At 62.4% G+C, this 18,677-nt stretch carries 17 protein-coding genes and 1 tRNA gene; 13 read left to right on the plus strand and 5 right to left on the minus strand.

The window, feature by feature from the left end:
• Positions 1-62 precede the first annotated feature (62 nt).
• The 4 genes from AB1384_13720 to AB1384_13735 all read right to left on the minus strand — a co-directional run bounded on the left by AB1384_13720 (position 63) and on the right by AB1384_13735 (position 3,176).
• Positions 63-485 (minus strand): MscL family protein, encoded by a 423-nt coding sequence (locus tag AB1384_13720; GenBank protein ID MEW6555330.1) that lies wholly within the window; start codon positions 483-485, stop codon positions 63-65.
• Between the two features lie 177 nt (positions 486-662).
• Positions 663-1,427, minus strand: a complete 765-nt coding sequence (locus AB1384_13725; protein MEW6555331.1) for an acetoacetate decarboxylase family protein — start codon at positions 1,425-1,427, stop codon at positions 663-665.
• 109 nt (positions 1,428-1,536) lie between these two features.
• On the minus strand, positions 1,537-2,328 hold the full coding sequence (locus AB1384_13730) for an ABC transporter permease (GenBank protein ID MEW6555332.1): 792 nt from the start codon (positions 2,326-2,328) through the stop codon (positions 1,537-1,539).
• Complete coding sequence (locus tag AB1384_13735) at positions 2,325-3,176, minus strand: ABC transporter ATP-binding protein (GenBank protein ID MEW6555333.1); 852 nt, start codon at positions 3,174-3,176, stop codon at positions 2,325-2,327. Before AB1384_13735 ends, AB1384_13730 begins: the two co-directional genes overlap by 4 nt.
• Before the next feature lie 291 nt (positions 3,177-3,467).
• On the opposite strand from AB1384_13735, the gene AB1384_13740 reads away from it, so the two are divergent.
• A tRNA-Ser gene (locus AB1384_13740) sits at positions 3,468-3,543 on the plus strand.
• A gap of 105 nt (positions 3,544-3,648) precedes the next feature.
• Here AB1384_13740 and AB1384_13745 read toward each other — a convergent pair.
• A complete protein-coding gene (locus tag AB1384_13745; GenBank protein MEW6555334.1) occupies positions 3,649-4,653 on the minus strand; it encodes an NrpR regulatory domain-containing protein in 1,005 nt (334 codons plus the stop codon).
• A gap of 182 nt (positions 4,654-4,835) precedes the next feature.
• On the opposite strand from AB1384_13745, the gene AB1384_13750 reads away from it, so the two are divergent.
• From AB1384_13750 to AB1384_13805, 12 genes are all read left to right on the plus strand, one after another.
• Complete coding sequence (locus AB1384_13750; GenBank protein MEW6555335.1) at positions 4,836-5,273, plus strand: 4Fe-4S dicluster domain-containing protein; 438 nt, start codon at positions 4,836-4,838, stop codon at positions 5,271-5,273.
• Between the two features lie 2 nt (positions 5,274-5,275).
• Positions 5,276-6,583: an FAD-dependent oxidoreductase gene (locus AB1384_13755; protein MEW6555336.1), complete on the plus strand. Its 1,308-nt coding sequence runs from the start codon at positions 5,276-5,278 to the stop codon at positions 6,581-6,583.
• 4 nt (positions 6,584-6,587) lie between these two features.
• The gene (locus AB1384_13760) at positions 6,588-7,733 is read left to right on the plus strand and encodes a glutamine amidotransferase family protein (GenBank protein ID MEW6555337.1); all 1,146 of its coding nucleotides are present in this window, start codon (positions 6,588-6,590) and stop codon (positions 7,731-7,733) included.
• A gap of 22 nt (positions 7,734-7,755) precedes the next feature.
• On the plus strand, positions 7,756-9,267 hold the full coding sequence (locus tag AB1384_13765) for a glutamate synthase-related protein (protein MEW6555338.1): 1,512 nt from the start codon (positions 7,756-7,758) through the stop codon (positions 9,265-9,267).
• Positions 9,268-9,472: 205 nt separating this feature from the next.
• Complete coding sequence (locus AB1384_13770) at positions 9,473-10,213, plus strand: hypothetical protein (protein MEW6555339.1); 741 nt, start codon at positions 9,473-9,475, stop codon at positions 10,211-10,213.
• Between the two features lie 170 nt (positions 10,214-10,383).
• The gene (locus AB1384_13775) at positions 10,384-11,031 is read left to right on the plus strand and encodes a winged helix-turn-helix domain-containing protein (protein MEW6555340.1); all 648 of its coding nucleotides are present in this window, start codon (positions 10,384-10,386) and stop codon (positions 11,029-11,031) included.
• Between the two features lie 198 nt (positions 11,032-11,229).
• Entirely contained in the window at positions 11,230-12,798 is a 1,569-nt protein-coding gene (locus AB1384_13780) for an ammonium transporter (GenBank protein MEW6555341.1), read from the plus strand.
• Positions 12,795-13,133 (plus strand): P-II family nitrogen regulator, encoded by a 339-nt coding sequence (locus AB1384_13785; protein MEW6555342.1) that lies wholly within the window; start codon positions 12,795-12,797, stop codon positions 13,131-13,133. The genes AB1384_13780 and AB1384_13785 overlap by 4 nt, the downstream gene beginning before the upstream one ends.
• 242 nt (positions 13,134-13,375) lie before the next feature.
• A complete protein-coding gene (locus AB1384_13790) occupies positions 13,376-14,713 on the plus strand; it encodes an ammonium transporter (GenBank protein MEW6555343.1) in 1,338 nt (445 codons plus the stop codon).
• 1 nt (position 14,714) lies between these two features.
• Positions 14,715-15,053, plus strand: coding sequence for a P-II family nitrogen regulator (locus tag AB1384_13795; protein MEW6555344.1), 339 nt, complete (start codon positions 14,715-14,717; stop codon positions 15,051-15,053).
• Between the two features lie 104 nt (positions 15,054-15,157).
• A complete protein-coding gene (locus AB1384_13800) occupies positions 15,158-16,489 on the plus strand; it encodes a glutamine synthetase family protein (protein ID MEW6555345.1) in 1,332 nt (443 codons plus the stop codon).
• Between the two features lie 153 nt (positions 16,490-16,642).
• Complete coding sequence (locus AB1384_13805) at positions 16,643-18,364, plus strand: NAD+ synthase (GenBank protein MEW6555346.1); 1,722 nt, start codon at positions 16,643-16,645, stop codon at positions 18,362-18,364.
• Positions 18,365-18,677 lie beyond the last annotated feature (313 nt).

The following is an 18,677-nucleotide window of genomic DNA, read 5'->3' on the forward strand; positions in this document are numbered from 1 at the left end:
CACCGTCGCACCTCGCTTATGCGATGCAGGCTGTCGGGCGTGGTTGTTCAGACTATGTGTGCCTACTTCTTGTCGAGTTTCTCCAGCCGCAGGGCTTTGAAGCCGAAGTAGACCACGGCCAGGATGATCATGAAGTTGATGAGCACGCCGATGAAGTGGCCGTAGTTGAAGACGGCGTCTCCGATGGTGAAGGTGAGGGTGTCCAGGCTGCCCTGCCCGAGGATGGCGCCGATGATCGGGTTGATGAGGTCGTTGACGAAGGCAGAGACCACGACGGCGGTGGCGGTGCCGATGATGAAGCCGATGGCCAGACCCACCACGCCCTGTTTCCTGAGGAAATCGACAAAGCCCGCCAGGCCCTTCTTCTTCTCCTTCTCAGCCGCCGCCTTTTCCGCCTCGTCCGCATAGGGATAGCCGCAGGTAGGACAGGCTGGCGCGAGTTCCGAGACGTCTTTGCCACAGTCCGGACACTTGGTCAAAGGCATGGGATCCCCTCCTTATAAAGAAATCAGAAATATTTCAGGTGACATTCTATCTTATAGCCGTATGCGATGGAAGAACTTGGGGCCGTATCTTCGACCTTCAATCCCCGTGCAACGTGCGATCAGGGTGTTGCCTCTGCTTGGGGACAGAAGATCTAAGATACGACCCCTGCAGGGCTCCTATAAAGCCAGGCGTTCCTCCGCCTCCGGCAGGATCAACTGGCTTCTGGGCACGTACATGGTCATCATGCTCCTGCCGGGAGCGACCTCCCGTATCCGCCGCGATATCGCGTGCTCGCCCAGGGTGAGCCGGGCGCCGCCCGGCCTGAAGCTCCTCCCCAGGGAGGCGGCGATGCCGTTCACCTGGGTGCGCAGCAGCTCCCGCTCCTTCACCGAGAAGAGGGTGTAGTCGAAGTAGGTCTTCATGCGCGCCGGGTTCTTCTTCACCTCGAGGGTGAGGATATGCTCCCCCTTCTCGCCCAGGGTGCACTTGACCCAGTCCGGGTCCTCGCTGAAATCGATGTCCGCGATGAACTTGGGGAACCCCCAGATATCGATGCCCGCGCGCAGCCCCACCTCGGAGGTTAGCGGGAGCTGCCAGATGAAGGCCTGGAAGGAGAGGGAGGCGGTCATGCGCAGCACCGGCAGGAGCGGCGGATTGAAGCGTGGCTGGTAGCGAACGGGCACCATGATGATGAACTCCCTGTAGGGTCCGATGGTGGTATCGCGATAGTCCGCCGCCATGAACCCGAGCAGTCCTTTGCCGGGGTATACCTCCGCAGGCACCAGCTTGGAGGAGGGCAGGAGCTCCTTCAGCTTGAGGGTCGGGGCGGTGAACACGCCCACGGCGGCGAAGACCTCGTGGTAGAGTATGGGCACATCGCAGGTGCCCCCGGTTATCTCCACCGCGTGCTGCTCGACATCCTCGAGGAATTTGCTCTCCATAGCGCCCTCCTATAGCCAGTCAGCCACCGCCGGCACCTCCACCTTCTTCTGCCTGCATTATAATGATTTGCCCGCCCGGTGGAAAAGGTAAACCCGCCGCGCACCCCGCTCAGTATTTGACCAGGGTGCCGTTCCTGCGGGCGTAATGCACGGCGAGTCGGAAGAGGACGAGGCTCAAGGGTATGAGCACCACGGTGATGATCCCCAGGGCCAGGAACTCCTGCCACAGCGTGGAGAAGCCCTCGCCCTTGAGCAGCGCCCCGCGGATGCCCTGCAGGGACCAGGTGATGGGCAGCAGGTAGGAGAAGAAGCGCAGCCATGCCGGGAGGACGGAGACGGGATAGAAGACGCCACCTAGGAAGATGGACAGGCTGCTCACCGCCATGTTGATGGGGTCGCCGCGCTTGAATACGATGATGAAGCTCGCGGAGATGATGCCCAGGGAGGCATAGGAGGCGATGGTCAGGACGAGCAGGAGCAGGGCGGCGGGATAGTTCGCCCCTGCGAAGGAGACGCCGAAGAAGACGCCCACCACCAGGAAGGCCAGCACCGAGACGGAGGTGAAGATGAAACGCCAGATGGAGGAGGAGAGGATGATGGTGGCAAGGGAGGTGGGGGTGGACATCATCGCCTCCAGGGTCCCCATGAGCTGTTCCTCCCGCACGCTCTCGGCAAAGGAACCCAGCCCGGTGCGGAGGTACATGGCCATGGCTATGCCCACCAGGGCGAAGGAGAAGTAGTCGTCGGCGGTGTCGTATACGGCGGCGGGGTCCACGATCTTGCCCAGGAAATAGAAGACGGCGACGGCGAAGACCACGCTCGCCAGTGAGAGGAGGAAGTTGAAGCGGTAGCTCGTCTCCATGAAGAAGTCGCGCCGCAGGAACGCGCGGGCTTTTCTCATGGCCGGACGCCCCCCTCCGCCGCATCATCCCGCCGCACCAGCTCCACGAAAACGTCGCCCAGGCCGGCGCCCTCTCCCAACTCGCGGCCGGCCAGCTCCATCAGCCCCGCCAGGGTACCCAGGTAGAGCAGGCGGCCACGATGGAGCAGGGCCACGTCATCACACAGGCGCTCCGCCTCGTCCATGTCCTGGGTGGCCAGCAGCACCGTCTTCCCCATGGCGCCCACCAATTCGCTGCGGACGAAATCCTGCAGGGGGTAGGCGGCGTCGGGGGAGAGGGAACGGGTGGGTTCGTCCATGAGCAGGACCTCCGGGTCGTGGAGAAGGGCGCGCGCCACCGCCGCCTTCTGCCTCATGCCGGTGGAATAGTCCGAGAAGGGGACGTCCAGGTATTCCCGTATTCCCGTGAGTTCGCCAAGCTCCTCGATACGCCGGTCGGCCGCGGCGCGGTCCAGGTCGTGCAGGGCCGCGAAGAACTCCAGGTTGCGGCGGCCGGAGAGGCGCCAGTAGAAGCTGCGCTCCTCGCTCATCACCATCCCCATGCGCCGGCGGATCTCCCGGCCGCGATGGAGGGGGTCCTCGCCCAATACGCGCACCGCGCCGGAGGTGGGCAGGAGCAGGCTGTAGCAGATCTTGATCAGGGTGGTCTTTCCCGCCCCGTTGGTGCCCAGCAGCCCGCAGATACTGCCCCGACGCACGCCGAAGCTCACACCGTCCAGGGCCCGGACGCTGCCCTGTTTCCACGAAGGCAGGAAGAAGGAGCGCCATCCCCGCGGCGCCCGCGGGTAGTCCTTCACCAGTTCGGTAACGGTGAGCGCGGATTCGGGTTCATCGACTTGAACGGACAAACCGGGCGTCCCTCTCTTCCAGAGTGCGAACAACACGACAAGGCTACTCTAATCTACTACAACTCTAAGCGATAACCTTCCGGTCGATGCCGAAGCATAGGATCTCCCTCCCTGTTCACCCAGGTGTGGGTAGTGTCCCGCGGGCTTCATGCCCATAAGAAAAGAGGCGGATGATCCGCCTCTTCCCGGTAGCTCGACCAGTGAGCCGTTCCCACTAAACGACTACATTATAACATGGCCGTCGGAGATCCATGTCCTTTCCTCTCGTTATACTGGCCAGAGGATGGTGGGCCCCCGGTAGCTCAGCGGGTAGAGCAGCGTTCCCACTAAGCGTTGGTCGAGGGTTCGAATCCCTCCCGGGGGACCACACCCAAACCTTTGGAAACCGAAAGGTCCATTGACAGGGATGGTGATCCTGGAGGAACTACGGTGGAAGAAGGGGGGCAGGTACCCACCATCCTATTCGCAATGATTAGAGGCGTTTCGCGAGCGAGGAAAAGGGCGACAGAGCGGAATACTCCACCAGGGTGGCCATGGCGCGCGAGGTGGTTTCGACGCCCAGCTCCTCGACGGCGGCGGGCGGGTTGAGCCCCGCGGCCACCAGCATGCCGACGCGGTCTCTGCCGGGGGGCACTTCCATCAGGGGTTGCCCCGGCCTTCCCAGCTGCACCATCTCGCACAGGCGCGACCCCTTCATCTCCTCCAGGAGGGAAGACGCGGCATCCAGCGCGGAGGCCGGTATGAGCCGGAAGGAGGCGCAGATGCGCCCCGCGCCTCCCGCAGCCGCCGCGTGCACGCTGGTCATCCTGCCCTTGATGAAGATCTCGACGGGGTCGAGGGTGGAGCCGGAGTATGAGATGATCTCCGTGAAACGGCTCGGCCTGCCGCCCCTCAACTCCAGCAGGCCGCCGAAGCTGGAATCCACGGGGATGCCGTGGCGCAGGAAGATGGAGTTGAGGGTGACGCTGCATACCGTCCCCCAGCCAACCGCGCCCTCCGGTATCTCCTGCCCTCCCACGCGCTCACCCGGCCCGGCGCGCAGCACCAGGTCCGACAGGCACAACCCGGCCTCGAAAGCGGGACGCATGGCCTGTATCGCCTGGACCTCCTGCTCGCGGGGGAAAAGGGTCACGTTGATGACCAGGCGTCCCGAGCGGGAGGAGAGGTCGAAATCGGCCTGGCATGCGAGGTCGTCTATGCGCGCGTTCACGAAACCGATGCGGTCCACGGCGAGGGCGCTGTCGATCTCGTCTAGGCCACGCTGGGTGAGCACCCTGCCGCTCCTGCCCACCAGGCGCGTGTAACCCCGCTCGTCCAGGTGCAGGAGGTGATAGCGGACGGTGCGTTCGTTGAGGTCGAAGCCGCGCAGGGCAAGCTCCCGGGAGAGCGCCCGCGCTCCCAGTGGACCTCCGGCCTCGCGCAGGATCTCCAGGATGGCCAGGGTCTTTCTTTCAAGCGCTGCGTTGCTGTTGCCCATAACGGCAATAATTCTCCTAACTATACGTTGACTATATAACATAAATCGGGTTAAATAGGCAATAGGTAACCTATAACCTACAAAGAATGACGGAAGATAAAAGAAAAGGTATGTGAACTACGCGCTCGCTGCATTAAAATTCTTTCGTTATCCGTGACCTCTTGATAGGACAGGTGATTCGCGTGATGAGGATAGTGCCGCGGGAGGAGTACTGCATCGGGTGCCGCCTGTGCGAGGTCCACTGCATCGTGCAGCACTCCAGGAGCAAGGACATCATCAAGGCCTTTAAGAAAGAGAAGCGTCCGGTAAAAAGGGTCGAGGTCGAGGAGGAGGGGCATGTCTCCTTCGCCCTGCAATGCCGCCACTGCGACGATGCGCCCTGCGTCACCGCCTGCCTGTCGGGGGCCATGCAGAGGGACCCGGAGACCGGCGTGGTGACCAACGATACCGAACGCTGCGTGGGATGCTGGACCTGTATCCTGGTCTGCCCCTTTGCGGCGGTGCGCCGTGACGAGGGGGAGAGGAAGGTGGTGGGCAAGTGTGACTTCTGCCCCGACCTGGACACCCCGGCCTGTGTGGCCAACTGCCCCAACGAAGCCCTGATCATGGTGGAGGAGTAGAGATGCTCACGTACGATTACGCCATCGTGGGGAACTCGGCCGCGGCCATCAACGCCGTCGAGTCCATCCGAGCCCGGGACGCCGCGGGCAGCATCGGCCTCTTCTGCGAGGAGAAGTACCGCTGCTACTCGCGCCCGCTCATCTCCTACCTGGTGGCGGGAGATATCGATACAAAAGGGATGTATTACCGGCCCGGCACTTTCTATAGGAGGATGGGCGTCGACTTCCACCCCGGCGAGCGCGTCACCTCCGTTTCCAGCTCGAAGAGGACCATCACCACCGCTGGAAGGGAGAGGATAAAGTGGGGGAGCCTCTTGCTGGCCACCGGGTTCACCCCGTTCATCCCCCCCATCGAAGGCCTGGACGAGGTGGAGCATATCACCTTCATCTCTTGGGATGACGCGAGGGACATGCTCAGGCTGACCGCGAAACCCGTCCGCGCCCTGGTGGTCGGGGCCGGCCTCATCGGCATGAAGGCGGCGGAAGCCCTGCACGCACGCGGGGCCCGGGTCACGGTAGTCGAGAAGCTGGACCGCGTCTTGCCCCTAGCCCTGGATGACAGGGCCTCGGAGCTGGTCGCCGAGCGCTGCGGCGAGGCTGACATAGAGATACTGACGGGGTCGAGCGTGGCTCTGCTGCACGGCAGGGGGGGGCACGGGGGCACGGCCGTACTGGACGACGGGGCCGAGATGGAATTCGACCTCCTGGTCATGGCGGTAGGGGTCAGGCCGCGCACCGAGCTGGCGGAGGCCATGGGCCTTCCCTGCGAGCGCGGGATCGAAGTGGACGAATACCAGCGTACGAAGGTAAGGGACATATACGCGGCTGGAGACGCCGTGGCGGCCATGGACATCGTGCTGGGGAGGCCGTCCATCAATGCCCTTTGGCCGGTGGCCGCGCTGCAGGGTAAATACGCCGGCATGAACATGGCCGGGGACGAGAGGGCCTATCCTGGCTGCAACTCCATGAACGCGGTGGAGTTCTTCGGCCTGCCGGTGCTGTCGGCGGGAATCGTCAATCCCCCCGCGCAGGGCTACCAGGTCATCGTGCGCCAGGACGAGGACGGATACCGCAAGGCGGTGCTGCAGGGTGACGTGCTGGTGGGCATGCTCATGGCGGGGAGGATCGAGCGGGCCGGCATCCTCACCAGCCTCATCCAGGAGAGGGCTAACGTGAGGCGGGTAAGGAACTCCCTGCTCGACGAGGGCTTCGGCCATATACATCTCCCCCGCGCGGTGAGGAGAGAGCGGATCGAGGAAGCCGTGGCCGGCCTCAAGGCGGCCGGAGCGGACAGAGGCCGGGGGGAGTGAGATCATGCTGAGAGGTGTGCACATAAGGGACGACAAGGATTTCTCCGGCTGCTCCATATTCGGGATGATGAACGCCGCCGGCGTGAAGTTCACCGGGGAGCCCATGATCACCGCCATCGCCAACATGAAGGAGCGCAGCAACGGGCTGGGAGGCGGCTTTGCCGCCTACGGCATCTATCCGGAGTACGCCGATCTCTACTGCTTCCAGATGATGTACTCGGACGAGGCGGGCAGGCTGGATGCGGAGGGGTTCCTCCAGGCCAACTTCGTCATCGAGCAGGCCGAGGTCATACCGACCTCCGCGTGTGAGGGGGTCAGCGACGCTCCGCTGCTGCGGCGCTATTTCGTGCAGCCGCGCGAGAACCCGGCCCTCGCCTGCGAGCTGGAGGACCTGGACGATTTCGTGGTGCAGGCGGTCATGCATATAAACGCGGAGATCGACGGCGCCTTCGCCTTCTCCAGCGGCAAGAACATGGGCGTGTTCAAGGGCGTGGGCTTTCCCGAGGACATAGGCCGCTTCTTTCGACTGGACGAATACGAGGGCTACATCTGGGTGGCCCACGGCAGGTTCCCCACCAACACCCAGGCTTGGTGGGGCGGCGCTCACCCCTTCAATATCCTTGACTGGTCGGTGGTGCATAACGGCGAGATCTCCTCCTATGGCATCAACCAGCGCCACCTGGAGATGTACGGGTACAAGTGCACGCTCTTCACCGACACCGAGGTCATCGCCTACGCGGTGGACCTGCTGGTGCGCCGCCACGGGCTGTCCATAGCGGACATGGCCAGAGTGCTGGCGGCCCCGCTGTGGGAGGACATCGACCGCATGCCGCCGCGGGAGAGGGAACTGCACTCCGCCCTGCGGCAGACCTACGGTTCACTGCTGCTCAACGGGCCTTTCAGCATCATCGTCTCCAACATGTCACAGATGGTCGGCCTCACCGACCGTATCAGGTTGCGGCCCCTGGTGGCGGGGCGCAACGGCGAATGGATGTACCTGTCCTCCGAGGAGGCCCCCATGCACCTGGTCGACGATGCCATCGATGACACCTGGATCCCGTCGGGCGGTGAGCCCATCATATTCCAGCTCGAGAAGACCGACGCGAGCCGGGAAAGAGAGAGCGTATCGAGCGCGGCCGCGCCGGCCTGAGCTCCTGGAGGTGTGCATAGGAATGAAGAGCTATATCATACCCGAGTTCCTGGTGGACAGGGACGACCACCGCTGCATCCGCTGCGAGGTCTGCGTGCGCCAGTGCGGTTTCGACGTGCACTACTACGACGAGGAAGATGATGAGGTCTACGTCGATGAGAACAAGTGCGTAGGGTGTCTGCGCTGCGTCACCCTCTGCCCCACCAACGCCCTTGTGGTGCGCGAGAACCCCACCCAGGTGCCCGGCAACGCCAACTGGAACCGTGAGGTGCTCCATAACATCTACAAGCAGGCGGAGACGGGGGGCGTGCTGCTCACCGGCATGGGGTGCGACAAGGACTACCGTAACTACTGGGACCGCATCACCCTCGACGCCAGCCAGGTGACCAACCCCTCCATCGATCCCCTGCGCGAGCCCATGGAGCTGCGCACCTATCTGGGGGCAAAGCCGGACGCACTAAAGATAGGCGGCAGGAAGGGAAAGGCATCCCTGCAGACCGCCCTGTCCCCGCAGCTGCGCATGGAGACACCCATGATGTTCTCGGCCATCTCCTACGGCGCCATCAGCTACAACACCTGCGAGTGCCTGGCCAGGGCGGCCACGGAGATGGGCACTTACTACAACACCGGCGAGGGAGGCCTCCACCGCGACCTCTACAGGTACGGAGACCATACCATCTGCCAGGTGGCTTCGGGGCGATTCGGCGTGCACGCCGATTACCTGGAGGTGGCTGCCGCCCTGGAGATAAAGATCGGGCAGGGCGCCAAGCCCGGCATTGGCGGGCACCTTCCCGGGGAGAAGGTGAGCGCGGAGATATCGCGTACGCGCATGATCCCGGAGGGGACGGACGCCCTTTCGCCCGCCCCCCATCACGACATCTATTCCATCGAGGACCTGGCGCAGCTCATCTACGCCCTCAAGGAGGCCACCCACTGGGAGAAGCCGGTCTCGGTGAAGATAGCCGCCGTGCACAACTCCGCCGCCATCGCCTCGGGCATCGTGCGCGCGGGAGCGGATATCGTGGCCATCGACGGCATCCGGGGGGGCACTGGCGCGGCGCCGACCATGATCCGCGACAACGTGGGCATCCCCATCGAGCTGGCGCTGGCTTCCGTGGATTCCCGCCTGCGCGATGAGGGCATCCGCAACCGGGCCAGCATCGTGATCGCGGGAGGGATACGCTCCTCGGCGGACGTGGTCAAGGCCATCGCGCTGGGCGCGGATGCTGTGTATATCGGCACCGCCGCCCTAGTCGCCCTGGGGTGCCACGTGTGCCAGAAATGCTATACCGGCACGTGCAACTGGGGCATCGCGACCCAGGACCCCTACCTGACCAAGCGCCTCAACCCCGAGGTGGGGACCAGGCGGCTGGTCAACCTGCTCACGGGGTGGTCCCACGAGATCATGGAGATCCTGGGGGGCATGGGGATCAACGCCATCGAGAGCCTGCGCGGCAACCGCCTGCGGTTGCGCGGCGTCGGCCTCACCCAGGAGGAACTGGACATCCTGGGGATAAAGCACGCAGGAGCATGAGGGAAGAGAAATGTTAAATATCTGGAAAAAGGAACCGATAAAGCGGGAGCGGAGTCGAAAATAATCTGAGAAGGGAAAACCCATCGCGGCGGAGAAATAGCCACATGGAGGAAGAAGTAATGCGAGCAAAGGGGATGTTGCGTCTATGAAGATCGAAGTGGATCACCACGCTGGCCTGCCGGGAGTGTTCAGGCGCAGGGACGACATGGTGGAGATCGACGCCGGCCAGCTCCATTACCGGGAGCTGAACAACATGGTCAAGGGCGCGGTGGCCGAGGGCGCCGAGGAGATCGTGCTGGAAAACATCTACGGCCAGCGTTACATAGGGTCCGGGATCCGGAAGCCGGTAAGGATAGTCGTGCACGGCGTGCCGGGGAACGACCTGGGCGCATTCATGGACGGCCCGAAGATCACCGTGGAGCGCAACGCCCAGGACGGCGTGGGCAACACCATGAACAGCGGGGTCATCGTGGTGCACGGGCGGGCCGGCGATATCGTGGCCATGGGCATGCGCGGCGGAAAGATATTCATTAAAGACAGCGTGGGCTACCGCGCGGCCATCCATATGAAGGAATACCGCAAGCACAAGCCGGTGCTGGTCATCGGCGGCCAGCCCCAGGACTTCCTGGGGGAGTACATGGCTGGTGGAGTGGTGGTCGCGCTGGGCCTGAACGGCAATGGCAACGGAGCGAAGTTCACCGCGAAGCATATCGGAACGGGGATGCACGGCGGCCTCATCTTCCTCCGCGGCGAGGTGGAGGAGTATCAGCTGGGCAAGGAGGCGGCTTGCGCTCCCGCGGGAGAAGAGGACATCGCCCTCATCCGGCAGTACGTGGAGGAGTACACACAACTTTTCGGCGGCGATGTCGAGGACATACTGGGTTCCCGCTTCGTCAAGCTATGGCCCAAGTCGTCCCGTCCCTTCGGTGGTTTGTACGCTTACTGAGACAGGTTAGAATAGAAAAGGCTTGTGTGAGCCGGCGCAGGCCGGCTCTTTTATTGATCCGGCCATGCAGGCAGATCCGCCCGCGGCGAGCGCGGAAACCCGGCACAGGCAGTCGCCGGACGCGGTGCTGGAGCGAGGAAGGAGATCGATCCTCAGCCCGGGGTGCTGGCATGAAAGTATTCCTGCAGTGTGACGAGGACAGAAAGGAATATTTCCAGGATATCCTGGAAACCGACTTCACGCTGGACACGCTGCCCGTTGGTGGGTTCGGGGGGCCCGTAGCCGGGGACGTGGTCTTCGCGGACCTGGCCACTCGTACCGAAGATTGGCGCGGCCGCCTGGACGCGCTGCGGCGCGAGCTCGGCGACGAGGTCAGGCTCATGGCGGTGCTGCGCTTCGAGCAGATCCGCGCCCTGGACAGCGGTATACCCCTGGATGATTTCGTCGCCGACGGGGTCACGGGCGAGGAGATAAGGGCGCGCCTGCGCCTTTTATGCGGTGGCGACAAGACGCCAACCGTTCCCGTGGGAGAACTTGAACTCGACGAAGACCGCTACGAGGTGAGGGTGGGGGGTGCGCAGGTCGACCTCACCTTCAAGGAGTTCGAGCTGCTGCGCTTTCTCATGTCCAGGCCCGGTAAGGTCTTCACCCGCGAGATGCTCCTCGAGCAGGTGTGGGGATATGACTACTTCGGAGGCGCCCGCACCGTCGACGTGCACGTCCGCCGCATCCGTTCCAAGATCGAGCGCGAAGGCCATGTCTATATCCGCACCATCCGGGGCGTGGGCTATATTTTCGAGCATGTCCCACCATCCTGATTCTGGAACCCAGGGGGTTTTCCGAAGCTGCGGGCTGACAGGACACCCGCCCTGGGCATCATCAGATGCGGCCCGCCTTAATATGCCCGAAACACGATAGCCACGGGAAATTAACCTTGCGGCAAAACACCCGAAACAGCTGCCTTCTAGACTGTAGCCATCAGAAACGCTACATGGTGACAGAAGGAGGTCATGATCATGAACCCGGCTACGAGGAGGTGGGGGCCGCTCGTTTTGGGAGTGCTGCTCTGCTTCGTACTCCTGCTCGTCCTTGGCGGGGCTCCGAGGGCCGCAGCCGATGCCAGCGGCGGCGAGACCGGCGATGGACAGGATCTAGGGGATTCCGACCTGGCCGAGGAGGTCGGGCACAACAAGATCGCCATCAACTTCATGTGGGTGTTTCTCGGGGCCATCCTGGTCTTCTTCATGCAGGCCGGGTTCGCCATGGTGGAGACCGGCTTCACGCAGGAGCGCAACGCCGTACACGTGATGATGACCAACTTCACCATCTTCGCCGTCGGGACCATCGGTTATTTCCTGGTAGGCTACGCCCTCATGTTCGGCGGAGTCGGATCCCTTGCCACGTTGGGAGGTGCCGAGATCCTCAACGCCAAACTCGAGGTGGCCAAAGGATGGTCGATCCTCGGCTTCAAGGGCTTCGCTCTCGCAGGAAGCGGGGTCTACGATGTCGGCATCTTCATGTTCTTCCTCTTCCAGGTGGTTTTCATGGACACCGCGGCAACTATCGTTACCGGTTCCATGGCCGAGCGCTGGAAGTTCAAGGCCTTCCTGGTCTACGGACTGTTCATGTCCATGTTCCTCTACCCGGTATTTGGGCACTGGGTCTGGGGGGGCGGTTGGCTTTCCCAACTCGGTTCGAATATCGGGTTGGGGCATGGTTTCGTTGACTTTGCCGGTTCTTCGGTCGTGCATGCGGTGGGTGGGATATGCGCCCTGGCAGGCGCGATGGTCATCGGCCCGCGCATCGGGCGTTTCGACCGGGACGGAAAACCGCGCGCCATACCGGGACATAACGTGCCCATGGCCATAGTCGGTGTGATCATCCTCGTCTTCGGCTGGTTCGGCTTCAACTCCGCCAGTACCTTGTCTGGGGGGGATCTGAGGATGGCGGTGGTGGCGGTGAATACCCTGTTGGCCGCCTGTGCCGGTTGCCTTACGGCCATGTTCTTCATGTGGAAGAAGTACGGCAAGCCCGACCCCTCCATGACCGCCAACGGCATGCTGGCGGGACTGGTGGCCATCACGGCTCCATGCGCCTTCGTCCCCGCGTGGGCGGCGCTGGTCATCGGGGTGGTTGCCGGTCTTGTGGTGTGCTTCGGCGTGTTCGCCCTGGAGAGATGGGGGATAGATGACCCGGTCGGGGCGGTCGCGGTGCACGGCTTCAATGGCCTGTGGGGGGTTCTGGCCGTGGGGTTGTTCGCAGATGGCACCTACGGCCTCGGTCTCAATGGCGTGGAGGGCGCGGTGAAGGGACTGTTCTTCGGCGATGCCGGCCAACTGGCGGCCCAGGCTATCGGTGCGGTGGCCTGCGCGGCATTTGTCTTCACGTTCTCCTATGCATTCTTCCGCATTCAGGACCGCGTGCAGGGAATCCGGGTTTCCCCCCAGGAAGAGGTGGACGGACTGGACGTGCACGAGATGGGTATCTCGGCATACATACACGATGGGCAGATGCGCCCGCCCCTCGCGATACCCATGCTGTCCTCCGCCGATCAGGACGTCACGGATTGGGTTGAAGCTGGATGAAAAAGGTGGAGGCATTGATAAGGCCGGAGCGTATGGAGCCCGTAATGGACGAGCTGCGCGAGCTGGGTTACCCGGGACTGACCATCACCGAAGTCAGGGGACACGGCAAGCAGAAAGGGCTCCTGCAGAGATGGCGGGGCGCTGAATACCACGTGGAGTTCCTGCCCAAGATAAAGATCGAGGCGGTTGTCCTCGACGAGGATCTGGGGAAAGTGGTCGGTGCCGTGGTGAGCGCTGCACGCACCGGCTCCATCGGAGACGGCAAGGTCTTCGTTCACGATGTGGCTGACGTAGTGCGCATCCGCACCGGAGAGTCGGGTCAGACCGCCGTCTGAACCGGAGAGCGTTTAACACGGTCGAAACACAACCGTAATGGCGATTTAACGGAGCCATAAAACCCCGGAAACATACCTCTTATAGGCTTATGGGACAGGATATCGAGAGACCGGAAAAACACGGGCAGGTGGAAGAGCATGAAGTTGATAGATCCGCCATATGTATGCAGGGCAAGCGAAGCTCATAAGGGGGGTGAAGCTACTTGAAGAAGCTGTTGCTGGTATTGGGCATCGTGGCCGTGCTGCTGGCGCTCTTCACCGTCCCCGCACTGGCCGAGGGGGAGGGGGACACCAGGATCGCGGAGAGTGTCGCCACCTCGCTGGATACGGTCTGGGTGTTGATAGCCGCGGCACTCGTCTTTTTCATGCAGGCCGGTTTCTTTTTCCTGGAAGGTGGGCTGACCAGGTCGAAAAACGTCGCCAACGCCATGCTCAAGGGAGCCATGGACTTCTGCCTCGGAGCGCTCGTCTTCTGGATGATCGGCTTCGCTTTCATGTTCGGCCTGGACCGCGGCGGTTTCGTGGGGTCCAGCGGGTTCTTCACCAACATGGCCAGCTCGGACTGGAACGGCCTGCCCCTCTATGTTTTTCTGCTCTTCCAGATAGCCTTCGCGGGGGCCGCCGCCACCATCCTGGCGGGTGGAATCGCCGAGCGCTTCAAGTTCAGCTCCTATTGCATCGCCACCATCGTTATCACGGGGGTTATCTACCCGGTGGTAGGGCACTGGATATGGGCCGAGGGAGGATGGCTGTACGAACTGGGCATGCTGGACTTCGCCGGGTCGACGGTGGTACACACCGTCGGGGGGATCTGCGCCTTGGTGGGCGCCTGGATGGTTGGGCCGCGCATCGGAAAATACAATGAAGATGGCACGCCGAATGCCATCCCCGGCCACAACATCCCCATGGCCGCCCTGGGCACTTTTATCCTCTGGTTGGGCTGGTATGGCTTCAACCCCGGCAGTACCCTTAAGGCTTCGCCGGCCATCGCCACCATCGCCATGACCACCACCCTGGCCGCGGCCGCAGGCGGAAGTGTGGCCATGTTCATCACCTGGATCCGTTACGGCAAACCCGACGTCAGCATGTCCTTCAACGGCACCCTGGCCGGACTGGTGGCGGTGACGGCGGGGTGCGCCTATATCAGTATGGCCAGCGCCCTGATCATCGGCGTCGTCGCTGGTGTGCTGGTGGTGTTCGCGGTGGAATTCATCGACCGCAAGCTGAAGGTGGACGACCCCGTGGGCGCCGTATCCGTGCATGCCGTGAACGGCATCTGGGGAACCATGGCCGTGGGCCTGTTTGCCCAGGCCTCCTTCGGGGAAGCGAACGGGGTTGCGGCGGTCAATGGCCTCTTCTTCGGTGGGGGAGTGGTCCAGCTCGGCAAACAACTCCTGGGGATTGCCTCCGTGGTGTCATGGGTGGCGGTTACCGCCTTCATCCTGTTCTTCGTCCTTAAAAAGACCATAGGCATCAGAGTTGACGAGGAGGGCCAGAGGGAAGGCCTGGACATAAGCGAACACAACCTGGAAGCATACCCGGACTTCCAACCCGCGATATACGAGAAGGGAGTGATATAGCATGAAGAAAGTGGAGGCGTTGATCCGGCCCGAGCGCCTGGAGACGGTCATGGACGAGTTGCGCAAGCTGGGCTACCCGGGCGTTACCATCACAGAGGTCAAGGGGCATGGCAAGCAGAAGGGCATCACCCACAGGTGGAGGGGAGCCGAGTACCGTGTGGAGTTCCTGCCCAAGATCAAGGTCGAGGCGGTGGTATTGGATGAGGACATGGGCAGGGTGGCCGGTGCTGTGGTCAGGGCCGCCCGCACCGGGTCTATCGGCGACGGCAAGGTCTTCATCTACGATGTGATGGATGCGGTGCGCATCCGCACTGGGGAGTCGGGGTTCAACGCGATTTAACACGGATTTAACAATGCGGAAAAGGAGCGGAAACACGGCCGTTAGAGAATCGGGGACGAGGGTATAGATAGTAGAGATAGGCTCGAGACCAAGGAGGAGAGACCATGACGACCAAGGACAAGGAATATGTCCTCAAAACGGCCCGGGAGAACGACGTGCGTTTCATCCGGCTGTGGTTCACCGACATACTAGGGTTCCTCAAGAGCTTCGCCATCACCATCAGCGAGCTGGAGGAGGCCCTGGAGGACGGGATGGGATTCGACGGGTCGTCCATCGAGGGGTACGCCCGCATCGACGAGAGCGACATGATGGCGATGCCCGACCCCAGCACTTTCGTAATCCTGCCATGGAGGCCGCGTGAACACAACGCCGTCGGGCGCATGTTCTGCGACATCTTGAAGCCGGGCGGCGAACCCTATGACAAGGACCCCCGCTACGTGCTCAAAAAGAACCTGGCCCGGGCCGCAGAGAAGGGGTATACGTACTACGTCGGGCCGGAACTGGAGTACTTCTACTTCAAGTCGCCGGATTCCACGGAAGTACTGGACCGGGGCGGCTACTTCGACCTCACCCCCCTGGACGTGGCCAGCGACCTGCGCCGCGACACCGTTATCGCCCTGGAGGAACTGGGCATAGGGGTGGAGTACAGCCACCATGAAGTCGGCCCCAGCCAGCACGAGATCGACATGCGATATACCGATGCGTTGACCATGGCCGACAACGCCATGACCTTCCGCCTTGTGGTCAAGGAGATAGCGCTTCTGAACGGGGTCTATGCCACCTTCATGCCCAAGCCGCTCTTCGGTCACAACGGCAGCGGCATGCATACGCACATGTCGCTCTTCGAGGGAGATAGAAACGCTTTCTATGATCCCGGGGACAAGAACCACCTCTCGGATACGGCCAAGAAGTTCATCGCCGGGCTGCTGAGACACGCCCCGGAGATCACCCTGGTGTGCAACCAGTGGGTGAACTCCTACAAGAGGCTGGTGCCGGGGTACGAGGCCCCCGTCTACCTCTCCTGGGCGGTGCGCAACCGTTCCGACCTGGTGCGCGTGCCCGAATACAAGCCGGGCAAGGAGAAGGCCACGCGAATCGAGTTCCGCTCGCCGGACCCCTCCTGCAACCCCTACCTCGCCTTCGCCTGCATGCTCGCCGCAGGCCTGGAAGGTATCGAGAAAGGGTACGAGCTGGCCGATTCCGTCGAGCGCAACGTCTACGAGATGGACGAGGAGGAGAGGAGGGAGCTGGGCATCGAGCAGCTCCCGGAGGACCTCTGGGAAGCCATCCAGAGGGCGGAGGGCAGTGAGCTGCTGCGCAGGTGCCTGGGGGATGAAGTCTTCGCATCACTCATCGAGAACAAGAAGATAGAGTGGGAGCGTTACCGCGCACAGGTCACCGAGTGGGAGATGCAGAACTACCTGCCCTTACTCTAAAGTCTAAGGGGTCAGGTCTTGTTTATTGGATACTCCGGTATGTCAGCGGTTATCGTACCTATGCCCGTTTGTATGCAGCAGGTTTACGCTACTTACCATATTATGGGATACAAAAAACAAGACCTGACCCCATGACCAGGATAGGATCTCGATATGAGGATCGCACTGGCCCAGATCAACACCGCCGTGGGCGACCTCGACGGCAACCGAGAGCTGGTGGTGGAGAGGCTGCGCACCGCGGAGGTCCAGGGGGCCGACCTGGTGTGCTTTCCCGAACTCGCTTTGAGCGGGTATCCGCCCGAGGACCTGCTCCTCAAACGGGATTTCCTGGATGCGTGCGCGCGGAGCCTGGATGAGCTGGCGCGTGAAGTGGGGGACACCGCGGTCCTGGTGGGGACCCCCGAGATGTGCGAGGATGTCTTCAACGCCGCCGCTGTCCTCTACCGTGGCGAAGTGGTAGCCATATACCGTAAAAGGTATCTCCCCAATTACGGCGTCTTCGACGAGAACCGCTACTTTGCCGCCGGCGAGGAAGGCCTGGTGGTAAAGGTAGGCGGCGTCAGGGTGGGCGTGACTATCTGCGAGGACATCTGGTATCCAGGGGGTCCCCTGGAGACGGAGGTGGCGTTTGGTGGAGCCGAGCTGGTGGTCAACCTCTCCGCCTCCCCGTTTCACCGCGGTAAGCACAGGGCCAGGGAGAAGCTGGTGGAGGCGAGGTCCATCGACGCCATGGCCATGGTGGCCTACGTGAACTGCGTCGGGGGCCAGGACGAACTGGTTTTTGACGGTGGCTCCATGGTCTGGCATCCCTGGAAAGGAAAGCTCGCCTCCTCGCCCCTTTTCGAGGAGGACATCCTCCTGCTGGACGTGGATACCACCGGCTTGTGGGCGCACAGGATGACCGAGCCCCTGCACAGATATGCGAGACGGGGCGCTCTCCGTGGACCGATGCGGGTCCTAGAGCTGGGCGGACAAGAGGGTCAGCCGGCAGGAGAGCGTCCTTTAATCCCAAGTGCCGCGGAGACCATTTCGAAGGAGGAGGAGGTCCTGAGGGCCCTGTTCCTGGGGTTGCGCGACTACGTGCGCAAGAACGGTTTCACCGATGTGGTCTTCGGGCTCTCGGGGGGGATCGACTCGGCGCTCACCGCGGCGATCGCCGCCATGTCCCTAGGCCCGGAGCGCGTCCACGGCGTATTTCTCCCCTCCAGGTTCACCTCGGCCGTCTCTCGCGAAGGCGCGGAGAAGCTGGTCTCATCCCTGGGTATTTCGCTGGAGATATATGACATCGACGAGTTACTGGAGACCTATACCGATCAAGCGGGAGACAGCCTGCGGGGGCCCGGGCAGAGCGTGGCCATGGAAAACCTCCAGGCACGCATCCGGGGCAACCTGCTCATGAACATCTCCAACAGCCGGGGCTGGCTGGTGCTGGCCACCGGCAACAAGAGCGAGTTCTCCATGGGCTACTGCACCCTCTACGGGGACATGGCCGGCGGTTACGCGATCATCAAGGACCTGCTCAAAAGCGAGGTCTATCGCATCTCCCGCCACATCAACGAGAGGGAGGGGAGAGAGGTCATCCCCGCCGTCATCCTCGAAAGGGAGCCCTCCGCCGAGCTCAGGGAAGACCAGAGGGACACCGATTCCCTTCCGCCCTACGAGACCCTCGACCCCATCCTCGAGGACTATATCGAGAACGGACTCAGCATCGGAGAGATGGCCGCCAGGGGTTACGACCTGGAACTGGTGCGGGAAGTGGTCCGCCGCGTGGACGCCAACGAGTACAAGCGCCGGCAGGCCCCGGTGGGGATCAAGATCAGCCCCCGGGCCTTCGGGCGCGACTGGCGCCTCCCCATCTCGGTTCAGCGCCGCTAAACTCTTTCGTCTGGGGGTCAGTCACCCATGTCGCGCGGCCGCGACACCACCGAGGACGAAAATGCTAGTCGCTATTTTCAGGGCAGGTCTTGTTTCTTGGATACTCCGGTATGTGAAGCGAGGTTATTCACAAAAGCCCTGTTGCGAACGGCAGCTTTGCATCGACTGGCATCACTCTGTATCCAGAAAACAAGACCTGGAATGATAAAGAACGGACGCCTCCGAACAATTAGGTGACAAACCAAACATGCCGGTTGAAAGGGCCGGCACGACCGAAAGGAGGCGTCCCATGAGTAGAGTGTACATCGGTATC

The organism is Actinomycetota bacterium, assembly GCA_040757835.1.
Taxonomy (GTDB): Bacteria; Actinomycetota; Geothermincolia; order Geothermincolales; family RBG-13-55-18; genus SURF-21.

Excerpts from the sequence above, each read along its gene's own strand:
- AB1384_13745 (MEW6555334.1), bottom strand. The coding sequence starts at position 4,653 with ATGGGCAACAGCAACGCAGCGCTTGAAAGAAAGACCCTGGCCATCCTG.
- AB1384_13725 (MEW6555331.1), bottom strand. The coding sequence starts at position 1,427 with ATGGAGAGCAAATTCCTCGAGGATGTCGAGCAGCACGCGGTGGAGATA.
- AB1384_13730 (MEW6555332.1), bottom strand. The coding sequence starts at position 2,328 with ATGAGAAAAGCCCGCGCGTTCCTGCGGCGCGACTTCTTCATGGAGACG.
- AB1384_13785 (MEW6555342.1), top strand. The coding sequence starts at position 12,795 with ATGAAAAAGGTGGAGGCATTGATAAGGCCGGAGCGTATGGAGCCCGTA.
- AB1384_13805 (MEW6555346.1), top strand. The coding sequence starts at position 16,643 with ATGAGGATCGCACTGGCCCAGATCAACACCGCCGTGGGCGACCTCGAC.
- AB1384_13795 (MEW6555344.1), top strand. The coding sequence starts at position 14,715 with ATGAAGAAAGTGGAGGCGTTGATCCGGCCCGAGCGCCTGGAGACGGTC.
- AB1384_13775 (MEW6555340.1), top strand. The coding sequence starts at position 10,384 with ATGAAAGTATTCCTGCAGTGTGACGAGGACAGAAAGGAATATTTCCAG.
- AB1384_13760 (MEW6555337.1), top strand. The coding sequence starts at position 6,588 with ATGCTGAGAGGTGTGCACATAAGGGACGACAAGGATTTCTCCGGCTGC.
- AB1384_13765 (MEW6555338.1), top strand. The coding sequence starts at position 7,756 with ATGAAGAGCTATATCATACCCGAGTTCCTGGTGGACAGGGACGACCAC.
- AB1384_13800 (MEW6555345.1), top strand. The coding sequence starts at position 15,158 with ATGACGACCAAGGACAAGGAATATGTCCTCAAAACGGCCCGGGAGAAC.
- AB1384_13780 (MEW6555341.1), top strand. The coding sequence starts at position 11,230 with ATGAACCCGGCTACGAGGAGGTGGGGGCCGCTCGTTTTGGGAGTGCTG.
- AB1384_13770 (MEW6555339.1), top strand. The coding sequence starts at position 9,473 with ATGGTGGAGATCGACGCCGGCCAGCTCCATTACCGGGAGCTGAACAAC.
- AB1384_13720 (MEW6555330.1), bottom strand. The coding sequence starts at position 485 with ATGCCTTTGACCAAGTGTCCGGACTGTGGCAAAGACGTCTCGGAACTC.
- AB1384_13755 (MEW6555336.1), top strand. The coding sequence starts at position 5,276 with ATGCTCACGTACGATTACGCCATCGTGGGGAACTCGGCCGCGGCCATC.